19 protein-coding genes are annotated in these 18,334 nt (G+C 50.6%); 7 read left to right on the plus strand and 12 right to left on the minus strand.

The genetic code is table 11. The features are described from left to right. Window positions 1-45: 45 nt before the first annotated feature. The 5 genes from JIG40_RS06745 to JIG40_RS06765 all read left to right on the plus strand — a co-directional run bounded on the left by JIG40_RS06745 (window position 46) and on the right by JIG40_RS06765 (window position 2,899). Complete coding sequence (locus JIG40_RS06745; RefSeq protein ID WP_199465022.1) at window positions 46-534, plus strand: NifB/NifX family molybdenum-iron cluster-binding protein; 489 nt, start codon at window positions 46-48, stop codon at window positions 532-534. A gap of 9 nt (window positions 535-543) precedes the next feature. Next, entirely contained in the window at window positions 544-747 is a 204-nt protein-coding gene (gene nqrM, locus JIG40_RS06750) for a (Na+)-NQR maturation NqrM (RefSeq protein WP_047457418.1), read from the plus strand. 149 nt (window positions 748-896) lie between these two features. Continuing rightward, a complete protein-coding gene (locus JIG40_RS06755) occupies window positions 897-1,550 on the plus strand; it encodes an oxygen-insensitive NAD(P)H-dependent nitroreductase NfsB (protein WP_020330970.1) in 654 nt (217 codons plus the stop codon). Continuing rightward, window positions 1,550-1,846 (plus strand): putative quinol monooxygenase, encoded by a 297-nt coding sequence (locus JIG40_RS06760; protein ID WP_020330969.1) that lies wholly within the window; start codon window positions 1,550-1,552, stop codon window positions 1,844-1,846. Before JIG40_RS06755 ends, JIG40_RS06760 begins: the two co-directional genes overlap by 1 nt. Window positions 1,847-1,957: 111 nt before the next feature. Then, the gene (locus tag JIG40_RS06765) at window positions 1,958-2,899 is read left to right on the plus strand and encodes a LysR family transcriptional regulator (RefSeq protein ID WP_020431132.1); all 942 of its coding nucleotides are present in this window, start codon (window positions 1,958-1,960) and stop codon (window positions 2,897-2,899) included. A 9-nt stretch (window positions 2,900-2,908) separates the two neighbouring features. Here JIG40_RS06765 and JIG40_RS06770 read toward each other — a convergent pair whose 3' ends face one another. The 3 genes from JIG40_RS06770 to JIG40_RS06780 are packed head-to-tail and all read right to left on the minus strand — an operon-like array spanning window position 2,909 to window position 6,126. Beyond that, window positions 2,909-3,382: a response regulator gene (locus JIG40_RS06770; RefSeq protein ID WP_020330967.1), complete on the minus strand. Its 474-nt coding sequence runs from the start codon at window positions 3,380-3,382 to the stop codon at window positions 2,909-2,911. Continuing rightward, window positions 3,369-4,703 (minus strand): ATP-binding protein, encoded by a 1,335-nt coding sequence (locus JIG40_RS06775; RefSeq protein WP_024374013.1) that lies wholly within the window; start codon window positions 4,701-4,703, stop codon window positions 3,369-3,371. Before JIG40_RS06775 ends, JIG40_RS06770 begins: the two co-directional genes overlap by 14 nt. 4 nt (window positions 4,704-4,707) lie before the next feature. Next, window positions 4,708-6,126 carry an SLC13 family permease gene (locus JIG40_RS06780; protein ID WP_199465047.1) on the minus strand — a complete coding sequence of 473 codons (1,419 nt, stop codon included), beginning with the start codon at window positions 6,124-6,126 and terminating at the stop codon, window positions 4,708-4,710. A gap of 278 nt (window positions 6,127-6,404) precedes the next feature. Between JIG40_RS06780 and JIG40_RS06785 the strand changes: the two genes are divergently transcribed. Further along, window positions 6,405-7,283, plus strand: a complete 879-nt coding sequence (locus tag JIG40_RS06785) for a DMT family transporter (RefSeq protein ID WP_020431136.1) — start codon at window positions 6,405-6,407, stop codon at window positions 7,281-7,283. A 50-nt stretch (window positions 7,284-7,333) separates the two neighbouring features. Here JIG40_RS06785 and JIG40_RS06790 read toward each other — a convergent pair whose 3' ends face one another. The 8 genes from JIG40_RS06790 to JIG40_RS06825 form a co-directional block, all read right to left on the minus strand. Continuing rightward, window positions 7,334-7,810, minus strand: coding sequence for a DUF2947 domain-containing protein (locus tag JIG40_RS06790; protein ID WP_020431137.1), 477 nt, complete (start codon window positions 7,808-7,810; stop codon window positions 7,334-7,336). Between the two features lie 10 nt (window positions 7,811-7,820). Then, window positions 7,821-8,411 carry an HD domain-containing protein gene (locus JIG40_RS06795; RefSeq protein ID WP_061056476.1) on the minus strand — a complete coding sequence of 197 codons (591 nt, stop codon included), beginning with the start codon at window positions 8,409-8,411 and terminating at the stop codon, window positions 7,821-7,823. A gap of 1 nt (window position 8,412) precedes the next feature. Then, window positions 8,413-8,988, minus strand: coding sequence for a ribosomal protein S5-alanine N-acetyltransferase (rimJ, locus tag JIG40_RS06800; RefSeq protein ID WP_061056475.1), 576 nt, complete (start codon window positions 8,986-8,988; stop codon window positions 8,413-8,415). Then, entirely contained in the window at window positions 8,988-10,532 is a 1,545-nt protein-coding gene (gene tyrR, locus JIG40_RS06805) for a transcriptional regulator TyrR (protein ID WP_020330959.1), read from the minus strand. The genes rimJ and tyrR overlap by 1 nt, the downstream gene beginning before the upstream one ends. 102 nt (window positions 10,533-10,634) lie before the next feature. Continuing rightward, window positions 10,635-11,657 carry a TIGR01620 family protein gene (locus JIG40_RS06810; RefSeq protein ID WP_199465023.1) on the minus strand — a complete coding sequence of 341 codons (1,023 nt, stop codon included), beginning with the start codon at window positions 11,655-11,657 and terminating at the stop codon, window positions 10,635-10,637. Further along, window positions 11,654-13,033: a YcjX family protein gene (locus tag JIG40_RS06815; RefSeq protein ID WP_199465024.1), complete on the minus strand. Its 1,380-nt coding sequence runs from the start codon at window positions 13,031-13,033 to the stop codon at window positions 11,654-11,656. The genes JIG40_RS06810 and JIG40_RS06815 overlap by 4 nt, the downstream gene beginning before the upstream one ends. 183 nt (window positions 13,034-13,216) lie before the next feature. Then, window positions 13,217-13,402, minus strand: coding sequence for a hypothetical protein (locus JIG40_RS06820; protein WP_020330955.1), 186 nt, complete (start codon window positions 13,400-13,402; stop codon window positions 13,217-13,219). A gap of 140 nt (window positions 13,403-13,542) precedes the next feature. After that, entirely contained in the window at window positions 13,543-15,060 is a 1,518-nt protein-coding gene (locus JIG40_RS06825; protein ID WP_020330954.1) for a fumarate hydratase, read from the minus strand. A gap of 198 nt (window positions 15,061-15,258) precedes the next feature. Between JIG40_RS06825 and pabB the strand changes: the two genes are divergently transcribed. After that, window positions 15,259-16,626 carry an aminodeoxychorismate synthase component 1 gene (gene pabB, locus JIG40_RS06830; protein ID WP_199465025.1) on the plus strand — a complete coding sequence of 456 codons (1,368 nt, stop codon included), beginning with the start codon at window positions 15,259-15,261 and terminating at the stop codon, window positions 16,624-16,626. Here pabB and JIG40_RS06835 read toward each other — a convergent pair. Then, on the minus strand, window positions 16,623-18,329 hold the full coding sequence (locus JIG40_RS06835; protein ID WP_199465026.1) for an ATP-binding protein: 1,707 nt from the start codon (window positions 18,327-18,329) through the stop codon (window positions 16,623-16,625). The two genes, pabB and JIG40_RS06835, sit on opposite strands and share 4 nt — an antisense overlap. Window positions 18,330-18,334 lie beyond the last annotated feature (5 nt).

The raw sequence follows: 18,334 nt of genomic DNA on the forward strand, positions 1-18,334 counted from the left end.
AATGAGCGCAAAATGGCAGGCAATTGATCATCAAGGAGCATAAAAATGAAGTATGCGCTGCCCATTCAAAACCAACGCCTGAGTAATCATTTTTCTAAGGCCCCCCAATTTTTGTTGTTCGATAGCCAAAACGGAAAACAACAGTGGCTGGATATCGAAGCCTATGAAGAAGCTCGTTCTGACAACCACTGTGGCAAAAAGAAAACGCTGCTGGCACTGCTAAAACAGCACCAAGTCGATGCCGTGGTTGTGCGCAACATTGGACAATCGATGCTTGCCAGCCTGTTTTCATCGGGTGTTAAAGTGTTCTCCAGCCCAGCGATTCACGACATAGGCAACCTGAGCACAACCCAGCTCACACCCGTTACGGATATGAATTACGCCAGGCCGTCTGCCCACAAATCCGCTAAACCCTGTGCTGTTCACTCCGCTTGCGGTCATCAGGACGCCTGCTGTCATAAACCCGTGGACAACACTAAACTTAAACCAAGAACACTTGAGAAACTGCAGCGCGTGCTAAAGATTCACCGCTAAGGAGTAAGCATGACTTACCTATTCGCCTTCGGGTTGTTTCTGATTCTGGTCGTATTGATGAGTATCGGCGTGTTGATGCGGCGTAAGCCGATTCAAGGCAGTTGTGGTGGGTTGTCCAGCGTCGGCGTCGACAAAGTGTGTGACTGCGAAACCACCTGCGAAGCACACCAATCCAAGCTTTATCAGATACAAGAACCCACCGAGAAAAAATAATTGGCTCTGGTGCGATACGAAGCAATCGCACCAGTCAATCGGTCTATTTTCAAAATATTTTTGAAAGTCCTTCAAGCTAAAAGCTCTTTTTCCCTATTCATCAGGACGTTATCTTTCACACCAACCACTGTCCATTTGGAAAAAGACCCATGAACATTACTGCACACGCAAAATCCCGTTACTCAACGAAAGCTTTTGATGCCGACAAGCGCATTACTGATGAGCACGTTCAGGCGATTAAAGATCTGATCCGTTTCAGCCCTTCCAGTACCAATTCACAACCTTGGCATTTCATTCTGGCCAGCACAGAAGAAGGCAAACAGCGCATCGCAAAGGCGGCACAAGATCGTTACGCCTTCAACGAGGCGAAAATCCTTAACGCTTCACACGTACTGGTGTTCTGCGCCAAAACCAGCATTGATGAAGAGTACCTGCTGAACCTTCTGGAAGTGGAAGACAAAGACGGCCGCTTTGCCAATGCTGATGCCAAACAAGGCATGCACAATGGCCGCTCTTTCTTCGTGAACATGCACCGTTTTGATCTGAAAGATGCGCAGCACTGGATGGAAAAACAAGTGTATCTGAACGTGGGTACGGTACTGCTCGGCGTTTCAACACTGGGCATTGACGCAGTGCCAATCGAAGGCTTTGATGCCAAAGTACTGGATGAAGAATTCGGCCTGCGTGCCAAAGGCCTCACCAGCGTAGTGGTAGTGCCACTGGGCTACCGCGCAGAAGAGGACTTTAATGCGAAGCTACCAAAATCGCGCTGGCCTGAAACTAACATCATTACGGAGTGCTAATGGCGACGATTCACCTGTTGGCTGAAATCAAAGCCAACCACGGACAAGAAGCAAATCTGGAGCAGGCATTACGCGCACTGCTTGAACCTTCACGCAATGAAGATGGTTGCTGTCAGTATGAACTGTTTCAGGATGAATCGATTCCTGGCCTGTTTGTCATGCAGGAAATCTGGTGCTCCGAAGCGGCTCTGGCTCAGCATCAACAAACTGAGCATTTTCAACACTTCGTTGCACTGACGGAAGAAAATGGTTGGATTGAATACCTTCAACCACGCCAGCTTAAGTTCCTTGCTTAAGTTTCGATAAGCGATACCAGCGCCATTTCTATACCTTCAACGGAGATGGCGCTTCTCATCTCAAACCAATTATGGTGTGATACGCCCAGTTATCGCCACTTGCGACACGATATGAAAGCGTTAAACGATCTCAATATATTCGTCGAAACCGCTCGTCAGGGCAGTTTTTCCCAAGCCGCACACAGTCTGGATGTCACTCCTGCCGCAGTCAGTGCCGCCATCAAACGCCTTGAAGCTCAATTGGGGTTTGCGCTGTTTGTTCGCTCAACACGTAGCCTGCGGTTAACCAACGAAGGCGACATCCTGCTGCAGAAAACTCAAGCTGCACTGAACACCATTCAGGAAGGATTGGATCAAATCGCACAAACCCAAGGGGAAATCTCCGGCACGCTCAATCTCTCTGCTCCGTCCGACTTTGGCCGCAATCAGTTGCTGACTTGGCTGGATGAATTTGCCGAGCTGTACCCTAATATTTCCATCAATCTGGATTTGTCGGACGGCATTACCAACCTGTATCACCGCCCGATTGATCTGGCGATTCGGTACGGTACACCGCCCGATTCCAACTTTGTTGCCCTGCCTATCTGTACCTGCAATACCCGTATTGTATGTGCCAGCCCAGAGTATGTTTTGAACAAACCAGCGATTGTTAAGCCGAGCGATTTGCTACTGCATCATTGTCTCTGCTTTATGTTGTCCGACACTTATCACAACCGTTGGACATTCTGGAAAGACGGCGAAACTGAAACCGTGGTGGTAAACAGCAAACGCAGTGCGAATGATGGCGACGTGGTGCGCCGCTGGGCCATCAATGGCCGTGGAGTGGCCTATAAGTCATTGTTGGATGTCAGTCAGGACATCATTGACGGCCATTTAATTCCGCTCATGCCTGACTGGCAATCGGAGCCTTGTCCGGTCTATCTGGTGTGCGCTGACAAGCGTTTGCTCAATCACGCGACGCGCGCGCTGCATCAATTCCTTCAGGCGAAATGTGAGCAGCGCATGCGCCAGGTGAAAGATCTCATTTCCCGACGTTACAGTCAGGTCATGTAATGACTTACGCTAACGCAACCGGGCCAGAACAATTTTCTGGTCCAGGTGGTCATGCCATTCGGTGTAATCCATACCGCGTTCGAAAACATACTCTGTTACCAGACTGCGTACACACTCGACCAACGTTTTGGCATTCCATGGTTTTTCGAAATAGCGGTCAATACCCGCGGCATTAATCGCGTTAATGGTGTCGGTATGAGTCGCCTGACCGGTCAGCAGCACTTTCTTGGTGCCTTTGAAACGTGAGTCTTCCGCCACCTCTGTGAGCAAATCAACACCGGTTTTGCCCGGCATGACGTGGTCTGAAATGATCAGGGCGATATGCTCGCCCTGCGCATCGAGATCGTCCATCAAATCCAGCACTTCATAAGCCGATTCGCAATCCTCAATATTGAGCCAGGTCGCCAAAGGTTCGAGATCCTGCAACACCGCACTGAGCACTTCGCGCTGGTCATCAACGCAAATGATATTAAGCTTCTCCATAGTCATCCTCGACAGGTAATTTGATCCTGAAAATGGTTGTGTCGTGATTGCTTTTAACGGCAATCGTGCCGCCGTTACTGGAGACAATCCGTTTCACGATGGCGAGTCCAAGCCCCAAACCAAACGACAAGCCGTCTTTTTTGGTGGTAAAACTGGGTTGAAATATTTTTCTGCGGGTTGCCTCGTCAATCTCCGGGCCGTTGTTGGCGACCGTAATTAAGATTCGCTGTTTGCTGTAACGGGTGTGAATATCGATGGCCGGTTCAGCGCTGGTTTGCATTGCATCGCAGGCATTTTTAATGATGTTGACCCAAACTTGCACCCATTCTGTGGTCGATCCTTTAATGATGGGCAGAATGCCCGGCCGCATGCGTACTGACACGCGCCGCAAATCGCTCTGCAACAACGCTAGTGCGCGGTTTAACGTGTCGTTAAGATCCAAGTCTTCATTCAAATTGATTTCTGTGCGCCCTAATTGCTTCACAGACTTCACAATGCCTACCGTATGTTTAGAAGCCAAACGCAAGTCATGCAAGTCCCGCCCCATCTGCCAGTAACGAATGGCAAGATGAGGATTCTTCAGCCAGTGGGCAGAGAGCTCGCGTTCAGGTACCGCTCGTGCCAGTTCGCGAGCGATATTGCGCGGCAGGTGATACTGCTGCTCAAAGCGTGCACCACGTTCGCGCGCCTCGCTGGATGACACTTTCTGACCATGCAGCAGACCAAAATCAAAAAACAGGCTGGCTTCGGGATGCACCTCTTCCAGCAACTCGAGAAACAGAGTCTCCAACCGCTCGGTTTTGCTGCTCACCACGCCAATCGCGTTGTTGAGTTCGTGGGCAATCCCCGCCGCGAGCTGGCCAAGCGTCGTCATCTGCTCTGCGGTATGCAGGCGCTCCAACGCTTTCTCTTTCGCGACGGATTCCTGCATAGCACGACGCTGACGGCGACTCAATTCCGCTACCATTACCGGCATAAACTGAGTGCTCAGTGGGCCGAAAGCGGCCTCATCGACCACGTCGGTGTAACGGTCAATCCAACCCAGTTCGACATCAGTTTGCGCCTCAACGGTCGATGACGCTGTCCAATTTCCCGAAAAGAAACTGTGCACACCAATAAATGCGCCTTGTGAGGCGGAAAAGACGCGAATCGATTTGCCTTCTTTTTCCCGGAAATGGCCGGTCAGCTCTCCTTCCCGCACATAGTAAAGGCGGTCGTTATAGCCATTTTGTTCCAGCACTCGTTCACCTTTTGCCAGGCGCAAAGTCCGCTGAGGGCAACTGAAATAACGTTCAACGAGCGCCGACTCCTGATTGTTCATACGCTTAACCAATATGACCTAACACATGCAGCAGCCAAACCATCACAAAGCTCAGCAGCACCCCTACCACACCAAGGATGACCCCGACACGCGCCATTTGATTACTCTGCACATGGCCAGTGGCATGTGCCAACGCGTTGGGTGGCGTACTGATGGGCAGCGACATACCCAGCGACGCCGCAAAAGTGACTACCAGAATCAGGGTAACTTCTCCGCCCAGTGGCACCAGCGAGACCATAGATGCGCCCAGTGCCGCCATGATTGGCATCAACAGGTTGGCGGTCGCGGTATGGGACATAAAGTTTGCCATCATTAAACACAGGAAGGCGGCACCAAACAGCACCACATAAGGCGAGAACTGATCAAACGGAATGCTGTTGACCATCAATTGCGCAAGACCGGTTTTGTCGAGCGCCAGACCGAGCGCGATACCACCGGAAACCAGCCACAGAACGTCCCAGGAAATTTTCTTCAGGTCTTCTTTGTTGATGATGCCAGTCACGGAGAACACCGCGACCGGAATCAACGCCACTGTGTACGAGTTCATGCCATGCAGCGAACCCATCAACCACAAGATGATGGTGAGCGCGAAGGTCACGTACACCACCATGGCTTTGGGTGTTTTAAGGAATTTACCTTTGATGCTGAGCTCAATTTGGGTTTGCTCAGCTTTGTACATAAAGCCAATCAGAAACCACGCCAGCGTCATCAGAATGATGACAAACGGCACGCCAAAGGCCATCCACTGACCAAAGGTAATGAGGTTCTCACCAACCAGATATTTAAGCGCAATGGCATTCGGCGGTGTGCCGATTGGCGTACCAATGCCACCAATGTTAGCCGCAACCGGAATACACAAGGCGAACGCAATACGCCCCGGATCTTTCGGACCAAATACCGCAATGACCGGTGTCAGAATAGACAGCATCATCGCTGTGGTGGCGGTATTGGACATGAACATCGAGAATATGCCGGTGATCATCATCAGTCCCAGCATGACGTATTTCGGATTCTGGCCGAATGGCTTGAGCAGCACACGGGCTAAGTTCACATCAAGACGATATTTCGTCGCTGCCATCGCCAAAAAGAATCCCCCCAGAAACAGCATGATGATCGGGCTGGCAAAGGTCGCCATAATGTCGCTGTAGTGCAGCAAACCGCCAAATTCGGGTGACGACTCATTGAGTCTGAACAACACCAACCCCTTGTCCGACAACATCATCAGCTCAAGCACAATGATCACCACCGATGTCGCGTAAATCGGAATCGGTTCAAACACCCAGAGCAAGGCGGCCAGCAGGAATATCGCAATAACCCGTTGCTGAATGATGGTCAGCCCATCAAACGGAAATGCACTAAGCGGCATCAGCAACACCAATAAAGGAATCGCAATCGGGATGATAAATTTGAGGTACGGACGAATCATAAGCTCTCTTCCTGAGGGTTCTGCCCGGTCTGAAAGCGACCTGCGCTGATTAGGATTTTCCAAACGAATAGGCTCATTATCAGCCACGTAGAAACAAAAGTTTGGCTTTAGATCAATGATTAACGGAGCTTCGCTGAGCAGATGTGAAAAGTGCGTCCCTGCTAGCAAATATTGGCGGTATGTCGCGGGCAGATAAATGATACGGCGTCTCCTATTCACCGCACGTTATTTGCGGCATAATCGCTGCGCCTCCTGTTTCATACTTTTTGGTGTTTATGTTACTGAACAAATCTCCGGTACTGCTCGCCGTTGGCTGCCTGTTGTGCGCCATGGTGACGATTCAATCCGGTGCTTCGATTGCTAAACAGTTCTTCCCTGTTGTCGGTGTCGGCGGCACGGTTGCGCTGCGCATTGCATTGTCTGCGATTATTCTCACACTGATTTTTCGTCCATGGCGCCTTCGCCTCAGCGTACCTCAGTGGCGCGCCATGTTGGTGTATGGTCTGAGTCTGGGTGGCATGCAACTCTCCTTTTACTTTGCACTGGAACGCATTCCGCTTGGTATCGGTGTGGCGTTGGAATTCACTGGACCATTAATGCTGGCGCTGCTTTCATCACGCCGCAAACGCGACTTTATCTGGATTGCACTGGCTGTGGCTGGCCTCGCGTTGCTGCTGCCTGACATGTCGGGCGTGGACGCCCTTGATCCGATTGGCGTGGCGCTGGCGCTTGCGGCCGGTGGTTGCTGGGCGGGTTATATTTGGTTTGGTCAACGTGCGGGATCAGTGGGTTCCGGCGGTGCGACGGTTGCGATCGGCCTGTGTATTGCCAGCGTGATATATTTTCCGATTGGTGCCAGTTTGGCGACCGGGCCACTGTTTACCTGGTCGATTGTACCTATGGCGCTGACCATCGCAGTTTTGTCGAGCGCTTTGCCTTACAGCTTGGAGATGATGGCGCTGAGCCGTCTGTCGACGCAGCATTTCAGCGTGATGATGAGCCTGGAACCGGCCATTGCCGCCATGGCAGGCTTGGTGATTCTGGGTGAAACGCTCGGCTGGTCGCAGTGGGCCGCTATCTTGCTGATCATCAGCGCATCAATGGGCAGTACGATGTCGGCGGCGAAAAATAAAGTAGTGGTGATTCAGGAATAACCCCGTCAGATAGAAAACATAAAAAAACCGGCAAGAAGCCGGTTTTTTTATTATTCATCGTGTTGGCCGATTTTGACCGTGCCGTTAGTGCTGAACCACAACGCCTGTTTGCGTCGGCGGCCAAGCAGGATCGGACCATCATCGTAAAACAGGAAGTTCTTCCAATGGCGTTTGAAAACCGACCACTTGGTTTCAATCACGTTGTACTTTTCATAACAGAAATAGACGGTCACATCATCCTGCCAATCAATATGATCGAGAATAGCTTGTGGCATCGCAGCATCGTCGCTCTCCCACTCACTCATCCAATCCACTTCATTGCTCCAGTTGCTGGCTTTGCTTGGCCAGTCCTGTGAGCTAAAGCGCTCTGCATCCGGGCTTTGTGGGCTTAAGTTCTCTTTCCAGAACTGCGCGGCACGCATCGGCGACATCGGTTTAATTTGTTCCAGATCCTGCTCCGGTACGGGCATGGACTGGTGGGTAAAAATCCATTTTCTTTGGTACTGTTCCAAAGGCAAATACGACATGAAATGTCCTTCAGGCTTTTAGCCAACCTTGTTCGGTGGCGTGTTCAATCATTTGCTGTGCGTATTCCCACAGCGCATGTGAACCCTCGTCAATACGACGGTTCACGGTCAGTGCTTGTTGGCGGGAAACACCGTTTTCCATCCAGCTTTGTCCCTGATTATGATAGTTCAACATCATCGGAATCAGGCGGTCCAACGCTTTGGCAAACTTAGCGTCCGCCGATTGTGCCGCTTCAAATTCACGCCACAAACAAAATAGTTCTTCGCCCTGCTCTGTTGGTAGCAGCCCAAACAGTCGCTCGGCCGCGGCGAGTTCTTTTTGCGCTTGCTCAGCGGATGCGGCGGTATCGTAAACAAAGGTATCCCCTGCATCAATCTCAACCATGTCGTGCATCAGCAACATTTTGATGACTCGATTGATATCGACAGGTTCGTTCGCATGTTCCTGCATTAACAACGCCATCATGGCAACATGCCAGCTGTGCTCAGCACTGTTTTCCAGTCGTCCCTCTGCACATTTGACTCGGGTACGACGCAATACGCTTTTCAGGCGATCCAGTTCCAGAACTAAACTCAGTTGCTGCTGCATTCTTGATTGCATGTTATTCCTTCCAGTTGGGATTCACCAATGATGTCAGGTTGTGATCCTGCCATTGACCATCAATCAACAAATAGTCCTTTGCTTGGCCTTCGTGCACAAATCCGAGTCGTTGCAATACGGCTTCACTGCGTTTGTTGTGAGGCATATAAGAAGCCATCACGCGATGCAGATTTTGTTCATTAAACATGTAGTCGCACGCCATTTTCAGCGCGCGAGTCATGATCTGTTTGCCCTGCGCTTGCTCCGCCAGCGAGTAGCCGACATTACAGGCATAAAACGGGAAACGGGAAATATTACTGAACGAAATCGTACCCAGCATTTCGTCGCTGTCAGCATCGATGATCAGCAGGTAAAAACCGAGCGACATCTTGTGCAGTTCGCTGAGTTTAATCAGGCGTTGCTGCCAGCCAAGCTCAGAGAAAAAAGCCTCTTCACGCTTAGGTTCCCAAGGCTTGAGATAATCACGATTGACCGTAAAGTAATTCGAAATGCGCGCGGCGTCGTCAAATTCCGCCGTGCGTAAAATAATCTCGCCATCGGTTTTAAATACGTGGCCAGAGGTGTTGTATCCTTCCATCAGCGCTTCTTAATCCCGTAATCACGCAGTTTATTGGCCACCGAGGTATGTGACACATTGAGGCGTTTCGCCAACTTTCGGCTCGACGGGAAAGATTGATACAGGCGATCAAGCACCTGCGCTTCGTAATCTTTCATAATGTCGTCAAGCGAACCATCCAAGTTGATGTTGGTCATACCCGTCGCCACCGTTTCCAGTTGTGGCAGATGGAAATAATCCACCGTCAGCACATCATCCGGCATTTCGGTCAGGGCGCGCAGTACCATGTTATCCAACTGGCGCATGTTGCCCGGCCATTGATATTGCGCGAGCTGATCAAGTAGATCGTCGGCCAGTTTCGGCTTCATCATACCAAGTTTATTGCTGTGTTTGGCGATGAACAGATCCAGTAGCGGCTGAACATCACTAGGACGTTCACGCAGTGGCGGAATACGCAGCGTCAAAACGTTGAGACGATAGAACAGATCTTCGCGGAACTTGCCCGATTCGGCTAACTCAGCCAGATTGTGACGCGTTGAGGCAATCACTCGGACGTCGACGTGCACTTCATGTTCTTCACCAACACGTCGGAACGTACCATCTTGCAGGAAACGCAGCAGTTTGATTTGCAAATGCGGACTCATTTCACCGATTTCATCGAGGAATACCGTACCGCCATTCGCTTGTTCAAAAATGCCTTTATGACCTTGCTGGTGGTTAAACGACCCCGGAGCATGGCCAAACAGTTCGGTTTCAGCCACATCATCGGGCATCGACGCGCAACTCAACACCAAAAACGGCGCACCGGAACGGTTGGATCGATTGTGACACGCACGCGCCAACATCTCTTTACCCGTGCCCGTTTCCCCTTCCAGCAACAGCGGTTGATCGAGCATAGCCAGCTTTTTCGCATGGCTGATCAACGCCTTGTGGCGATTGGAAACACCGACAAAATGTTCAAATCCGAGATTGTTGTGCAGTGGCAGATTATCATCCGCCATCACATGCGAGGCCATTGAGCGAATGATCATCATCGAACTGGCAAGTGTCGACTCTTTGGATTCACCAGTGATGTAAACCGGCATCAGTTCCATCACATAGTCGAGACCATCCAGCACAATCTCTTCGCGCACACGTGCTTTACTGCCTTCTACCCAACGGGCAAAGTTAAATGCTGGCAGTAAGCCCGAAATGTGATGACCAATCATCTCCTGCGATTCTTTGTTGAACAGCGATAACGCAGAGTGGTTCGCCATATCTACCGAGCCTTTGAGATCGATAGCAAGAACCGCATCGGGAAGATTGTTTAGTAAAGAGATCAGTTCGGTGTTGTGACGCTCAATCGGCATGAACTGGATTTTACGGACATCTTTGACTCCCGGAATGCGGCGAATTTCCGCCATCAGTTCACTGAAGGTTTCAAAATCGATGTCCGGACAGTTGAGGTAGATAATGCCGATCACATCGATTTCAATTCCACGTAAATCGATGTTTTTTGAGGCAAGAATATCGAGCAGTTCCCGGGTTAGCCCGAGTCTGTCTTCACAAGAGACTTCAAGACGCACTGAATCTTATCCTAATCAGAAAGTGTCACGAAAAGTTGACAGTAGTTTCTATCAAGGCCAGAAGTGCGTCAAGTAATCTCTTGTTTCAGCGCACACTTTCGTTTATTTGACGGTGAGCGCCGTGACTTTCGCCACGATTTGTTTACGAATTGCGCTTAACTTCACCGCGCGGTCTTTGTGCCACGGTAGTGGACGCAGCAGAGACATGGCTTTGAGACCCAATCGAGCAGTAAGAATGCCGACTCCCAGCCCCTGCCCGGCTCGAGCGGACACCTTGCCCGCCAAGTCCATCGACAGCAGATCCATACTGGCGTCAATCGCGAGTTCACTTGCGCCCGCAGCAGCCATATTCACCAGTACCGCTTTGAACAATTTCAGACGTGACCAGTAACCCAACTCAACGCCATACAAGTCTGCCAGTTGGTCGATCATCTTAAAATTGCGCCACGCCACCAGCAGCATGTCGGCCACCGCCAGAGGACTGATCGCCACCAGCGCGGCGGCTTCTGTTGAGTACTGTGACACCAGTTTGGTCGCCTGTTTATCCTGCTCACTCACCACCATTGCATCGTACATTTCCAACACTTCAGCATCGCTGTGGCTGCTGTCGAGGCTACTCTGCCAACGTTGATAAGCCGGGCTTTTGGTTTGAATGCCACTCTCTTTGGCAATCAGTTCACAGAACGCCTGGCCGTGTCCCACCGCATCGGTGTTGATCAGAGCTTCAGCCTGCTCTTGAACGGAGAAATGGTTGCGCAGTTTGCGCAGTTTCCACAACTCTTTACCCAAAGCGCTCAAACCCAATCCGGCCAGTGCTGAAATGAAACCTGCCCAACCAAGGCTGAGCCAATCTGCACTTTGAATCGACGTGACGACGTTATCAACGGCTTGCCAGACCACCAAACCAGAAAAGGAAGCCAGCATTGTGGCCGCAAACCATTTGCGTCCACGTTTAGGGCGAATCACTTGTTCAAGTTGCGATTCAACGGCAGTTTCAACCTCTTCAGCGACGCTTGGCACAAATGTCTGCGCGGCAGAAAACTGCTGCTGCGCATTAAGTTCTACGTTGGGTTCTTGCGTTTTTAGCGGCTGGCTGAACACTTGTTTGGTTTTCAATTCGCTCATTTCAATTTGTCTCCAATCAGTGTTTCTAACGCTTTATCCAGACGGATGTGTTTGCAAGGTTCATCACCACTATTTCCCATCGGACGAAATGCCGTAAAGTCGAACTGGTGTTCTTGCCAATAGTTTGGATTAGGCAGCTTTTTCGGCACGTCACCCGGATAAACTGTGATAGCGTCCCCTGCTGCCGTCACACCTTGGATGGCTGAAACTTTGCCTTGCGGCGCGTCGATATAGCCTGACTGAGTTGCCCGCACCGAGGCCATGCTGATACAGCTCATATCGATATTTTCATACGCCGCGTGCTGCCATGCCGGATGAATCATCTGTTGCAGCAGAGACACCATGTTGGGATGTTGATCCGGCGTGACGTGATCCGCTTTCGTTGCAGCGAAGAGTACTTTGTCAATTTTGGGCGCAAACAGCCGGCTCAGGATGCCGCTGCGGCCATAACGAAAGCTCTGCATGATCTGCTCAATCGCGCTGCGCATATCCATAAAGGACTCGTGTCCTTCATTCAAAGGCGACAGGCAATCCACCAATACAATCTGACGGTCGAAGGTGGCAAAGTGGTGTTTATAGAAAGCTTTCACCACTTTGTTCTGATACTCCTCGTACCGTTGCTTCAGTAGCGCCAGCATTGAGTGTTTCACCGCTTTGCGTTCACTGGTGACGTTGCGACAAGGGAAAAATTGCAGCACTGGCGCGCCTTCCAGCTCACCCGGCAACACAAATCGGCCCGGCTGAACCCAATGCAAACCATGCTCCTTGCACTGATGCAGATATTCGGTATACAGAGCCGCAATCTGTGCCAGGGTTTTCTCATTCGCTTCCTGATCGAGGTCGAGTGCATCCAGTGCCGCCAGCCAGGGTTTGGCTAACTCAGCACGTGTGCCATGCAGCGCGTTAAATTGCTGCGCGGACCACGTCGCAAAGTCGAGTTCCAGCAGCGGTAAATCCAAAAGCCATTCTCCCGGATAATCGATGATGTCCAGATACAGCGTTGAAGTGCTGCTGATTAACTTACGCGTGCGACGTTTGCTTTGGTATTTGATCGCCAGACGAATCTCACTCACGTCGCGTGTTGGCACTGGCCATTGCGGAGGAATGCTATGCAACTGCTCCATCGCCTCATCGTAAGCAAAACGAGGCACCATCAAATTGGTTTGCGGTACTCGCTTGGCACCAATGATGCGCTTGTCTCGCGCGGCAGCCAACAGGGGCAAATTATTGTGGGTAGACGTATGCAATAACTGATTAACCAGAGAGCTGATAAACGCCGTTTTACCGGCGCGTGACAGCCCCGTTACTGCTAAACGTACGTGAGAATCTAAACCGCGATGGATCAGATCCGTCATTTCTTGGCCAATTCGCTTCATTCATGGTCTCCACTGGAAAAAACAAATATGAGTACAACTGGAACTCACAATGTTAAGTAGGTTAGCTGGAGTAATCTTAATACGAGATGAATAAAAAAGCCCCTGAATAAAATCAGAGGCTTAGATAAGCGAAATATCGATTCCGTCAGCGGGCTTTTTCTTCGCCCTCGGATATCTGACGATTTAGTCTTCTTCTATGAGCTTGTATATCACCAGCAGAGCAATTTGCAGCAACACAAACAACACACAAGTAATGGTGACGTATTTATCATCAAAGATACTGATACCGTGCAAAATCAGGTCGTAACCTAAAAATGCGCCCACAACCACCGCGATCGCGATCTGCAGGATTCGAATAAAGCGAGGCATGTTGCTCTCCTGACGTTTTTAATAAGTGACTTAAGTATATAGGGAATTAGTATATAGAAAAAAGGTGCTGCGGACGCAGCACCTTTGTCATTTATTTGCTAAGAGTGTGCAATCGGGATCACAGACCCGACCATTCACTTTTACTTAGCCGCTTCAGCGATTTTCACTTTCCACGTGTCCGGACCCACTTGGTGTGCGTTGACACCTTGAGAGTCAACCGCAACGGTGACTGGCATATCTTCGACTTCAAATTCGTAAATCGCTTCCATACCTAGATCTTCAAACGCCACGACGCGCGCTTTCTTGATCGCTTTAGACACCAGATAGGCTGCGCCACCCACGGCCATTAGATAAACGGCTTTGTGGTTTTTGATCGATTCCACCGTCGCAGGGCCGCGTTCTGCTTTACCAATCATGCCCATGATGCCGGTTTTATCGAGCATCATGTCGGTAAATTTATCCATACGAGTCGACGTTGTTGGGCCAGCTGGACCCACTGCTTCGTCGCCCACAGCGTCAACCGGGCCTACGTAGTAAATGAATTTACCCTTGAAGTCGACGCCTTCTGGCAGGCCTTCACCATTGTCCAGCATGGTTTGAATGCGTTTGTGCGCCGCATCGCGGCCAGTCAGCAACTTACCAGACAGCAGCAGAGTTTCGCCAGTCTTCCACTGTTGAGCTTCTTCAGCGGTGACGGTATCCAGATTTACGCGGCGAGTGTTCGCGCCCGCTTCCCAAGTGATTTGTGGCCACTCTTCCAGTTTTGGTGGCTGCAGATCAGCAGGGCCAGAGCCATCCAGAGTGAAGTGTACGTGACGAGTCGCCGCACAGTTCGGAATCAGACATACAGGCTTAGACGCTGCATGCGTAGGTGCGGTTTTGATTTTCACGTCAACCACAGTCGTCAGACCGCCCAGACCTTGTGCACCGATACCCAGCTTGTTAACACGGTTGAAGATATCGAGACGCAGCTCTTCTTCTGCGTTTTGCGGACCACGTTCAATCAGCTCTTGAATGTCGATGTGTTCCATCAACGATTCTTTTGCCAGTACCGCTGCTTTCTCAGCCGTGCCGCCGATACCAATACCCAGCATGCCAGGAGGACACCAGCCTGCACCCATGGCTGGCAAGGTTTTCTCAACCCACTCTGCGATGTCGTCAGACGGGTTCAACATCACCATCTTGGTTTTGTTTTCACTACCGCCGCCTTTCGCCGCGATCTGAATTTCTACTTTATCGCCAGGTACCATGTTGATGTGTACCACAGCTGGCGTGTTGTCTTTGGTGTTAATACGTTTGCCAGCAGGATCCATCAGTACCGATGCACGCAGCGGGTTATCCGGATTGGTGTAAGCCTGGCGTACACCTTCATCAACCATTTGTTGCACGGTCATATCCGTGGAATCCCACTGAACACCCATACCAATATTGACGAAACAGGTCACGATACCGGTATCCTGACAGATAGGACGGTGGCCTTCTGCCGACATACGAGAGTTAATCAGAATCTGGGCAATCGCGTCTTTCGCGGCCTGGCTTTCTTCACGGTGGTAGGCTTTTTCTAGAGCTTGGACAAAATCCAGAGGGTGGTAGTAAGAAATGTACTGAAGTGCATCAGCAACACTGCTGATCACATCCTGCTTGCGTATAACCGTCATTGCATGCCTCGTTATCATTATGCTTCCGTGGGCTGACGCTTGAGAGAAATGCAAAACGAGTCAGTGGAGCCAGAAGGCGAAAATCGACTGAACAAGAGCACGTCTATCAAGTAGCAGCTTTTCGTTGGAGTTTTATGATACTCTTGCTTTCCTCTACACGCTATGCAGTGAACTGTCTCTCTGTCACAATTTACACAAATGAATAACAACGAAAAAACTCAGATTCAAGCTAAGCCGCTTACTTATCAACCGGATCTCGCTAATCAGCTGTTTTCAAAGGTTGAAAGCCAGCCTTGGGCGATGTTGCTCCGCTCTGCATCCGACACGCATATCGACAGTCGATTCGACATTCTGGTTGCTCATCCTATCGTCACTCTCACCACTTTTGGCGACGAAACCGAAGTGCGCGAACCCAGTGGTGTGACATTGTCACAAGATGACCCTTTTGAATTGCTGGCTACGTTACAGCAACACTATCTCCCAGCGTTGCAATACAGTGATGATCTGCCTTTTATCGGCGGCGCACTGGGCTATTTCGCTTATGATTTGGGGCGCCGCGTTGAGCGTCTGCCTAGCCTTGCCGAACACGATTTAACAGCGCCGGACATGGCCGTTGGCCTGTATGAATGGGCAATTGTCGTTGATCATCAACTGAAAACCGCGCGTGTGATTGGTCAGAACATTGAAAATGCAGAATCACTGCTCGCAGACGGCAATCAAAAACCGCTGACGCCTTTTGCCCTCTCCTCGCCTTGGCAGTCAAACATGACACCCAACAGCTACCGTGAGAAGTTTACGCAAGTGCAGGAATATCTGCTCTCTGGAGACTGCTATCAAATCAACTTGGCACAGCGTTTTCAGGCGCATTACCAAGGCAGCGAATGGCTGGCTTATCTGAAACTCGAACAGTTCAATCTGGCGCCGTTTTCTGCCTTCATTCGCACAGAACAAGGGGCCATTTTAAGTGTTTCCCCGGAGCGTTTCCTGCAAGTCAAAGACCGCATTATCGAAACCAAGCCGATCAAAGGCACTCGCCCGCGCAGTGGCGATCCGGTCGTCGATGCCGCCAATGCCGCCGAACTCGCCCAAGCGGAAAAAGATCAGGCAGAAAACCTGATGATTGTCGATTTGCTGCGTAACGACATTGGCCGCGTTGCCAAGCCGGGTTCAGTACACGTCCCTAAACTGTTCGACATTGAGAGTTTTCCGGCGGTGCACCACCTGGTGAGCACTATTCGCGCTGAACTGGACAACCCATACGATTGCGCAGATCTGCTTCGCGCCTGCTTCCCGGGCGGTTCAATTACTGGCGCGCCCAAAGTTCGGGCGATGGAAATCATTGAAGAGCTCGAGCCTCATCGTCGTAGTGCGTACTGTGGGTCGATTGGTTACATCAGCCGTCACGGCCGAATGGATACCAGCATTACCATCCGTACTCTGGTCGCGCAGAATCAACAGTTGTATGCGTGGGCAGGCGGTGGTGTGGTCGCCGACAGCCAATGTGAAGCGGAATATCAGGAAACGTTAGATAAGCTGAGCCGTATTCTGCCGGTGTTGGAAAATTAACTCAGCCATTTGTTGAGGATGGCATCCAGATCCAGCGCAGTGTAAGGCTTGGTCAGGATGTCATTCATTCCACACTGAAGGCAGCGCTCCCGCTCCTCTAATGTCGTCGCCGCGGTAAGTGCGATGATAGGCATGTTGAATCCACTTTTGCGCAGTCTTTCAGTGGCATCAAAACCGTCCATTTCTGGCATACGGCAATCCATAAAAATAAGGTCATACGGTTTGTTCTCAACCGCCTCAATCGCCTGTGCTCCGTTTTCACAATTATCCGGAGTAAGATTCACCTTTTTCAGCATTTGGTTGATCACCAACTGATTCATACGAATATCGTCCACCACCAGAATAGAATGCTGGCGCAGAGTATCAGGGCTGACGCGTAGCGGCCGGCTTTCGTACATTGGCACTTTCAGCTCACGCGAGCCAATCTCCAGCGGTATTGAAACAAAAAACTCTGTTCCCTCGCCTTCCACACTGGAAAAGTCGATGTCGCCTTGCATGAGCTCGACCAGATTCTTGCAGATGGCCAGACCAAGTCCGGTTCCCTCATACTGACGGCTTGATGAGCGATCAACCTGAGTAAATGGGTCAAACAAGGTGGCATGAGACTCAAAGGGGATACCAATTCCGGTATCCGTAATACGCAGTAGCAGACGGTCATTGATCCAGCGCGCCAACACTTTCACTTCGCCGGTATGGGTGAACTTGATTGCGTTACCAACCAGATTCACCAGAATCTGGTTAATACGTTCAACATCGCCAATCCAATAGGCAGGAAAGTCGCCCCGAGATTCAATCACAAACCCGATGCCACCTTCTCGCGCTTTGTTGGTGAAAATGCCATACAGAGTATTTTGCAGATCCTGCCAGCGAAATTGCGTCATGATGAGTTGCATCATCCCCGCATTCATTTTGCTGAAATCCAGCAGGTCGTTGATGATGACGCGCAGCATGTCCCCGGAGTGTTGCAAGTTGGTCAGATAACTTTGCTGCTCTGCATCCAACAGGGTGTCGGCAAGCAGTTCGGCACTACCGAGCAAGCCATTCAGCGGCGTACGCAATTCATGATTAATCATAGCGACAAATTCTTTGGTCGCTTTTTCTGACTCTTCTGCCCGCTTTCGCGACTCGACCTGACGTTTCATGATCATCTGACGACTGAGCGCGCTGCACAGCAACTCACCGACTAAGGACAACTGCTTAACCATGAACTCTCGTTCAATGTTCTCTGAATGAATCTCAAACACCATATGGCCAGCCGACAAACGCTCAACCATCAGCGGCAGGCAAAGGTAATCCTGCTGCCAGTGCGGCACTTCCATATAGGGTTGGATCAGCGACAGCTCAATGTTCCCGAGTTGGTTCTCAACCAACCCATCCACTTGATCCGGCGACAATTGCAGAAATACACTCGTGATGACTGGTGTCTGGATCAGGCGCTCAATGAACGTGGCGAGTAAGGTGCTGTCCAGTGCACGCGAAAGAAACGCGCGCCCGAAATATATCAGCGTGGAGTCGATGTGCTCTTCAAACTCAAACTTTTGCAAATCCTGCGACGTTTGCTTTTGCAACTGTTTCAGGGCCAAATTTAACTGCTGATTGGCCTGATACAGCTCATAGCTTTTTTGCTCAAGCAGCTTTTCAGCTTCTTTACGTGCAGCCATTTCTCGTTTGAGCTTCCGTTCCATGGGAGACTCAGAACTCATGCTTT

The sequence above is a fragment of the Vibrio sp. bablab_jr001 genome (assembly GCF_016464285.1).
GTDB lineage: Bacteria > Pseudomonadota > Gammaproteobacteria > Enterobacterales > Vibrionaceae > Vibrio > Vibrio fluvialis.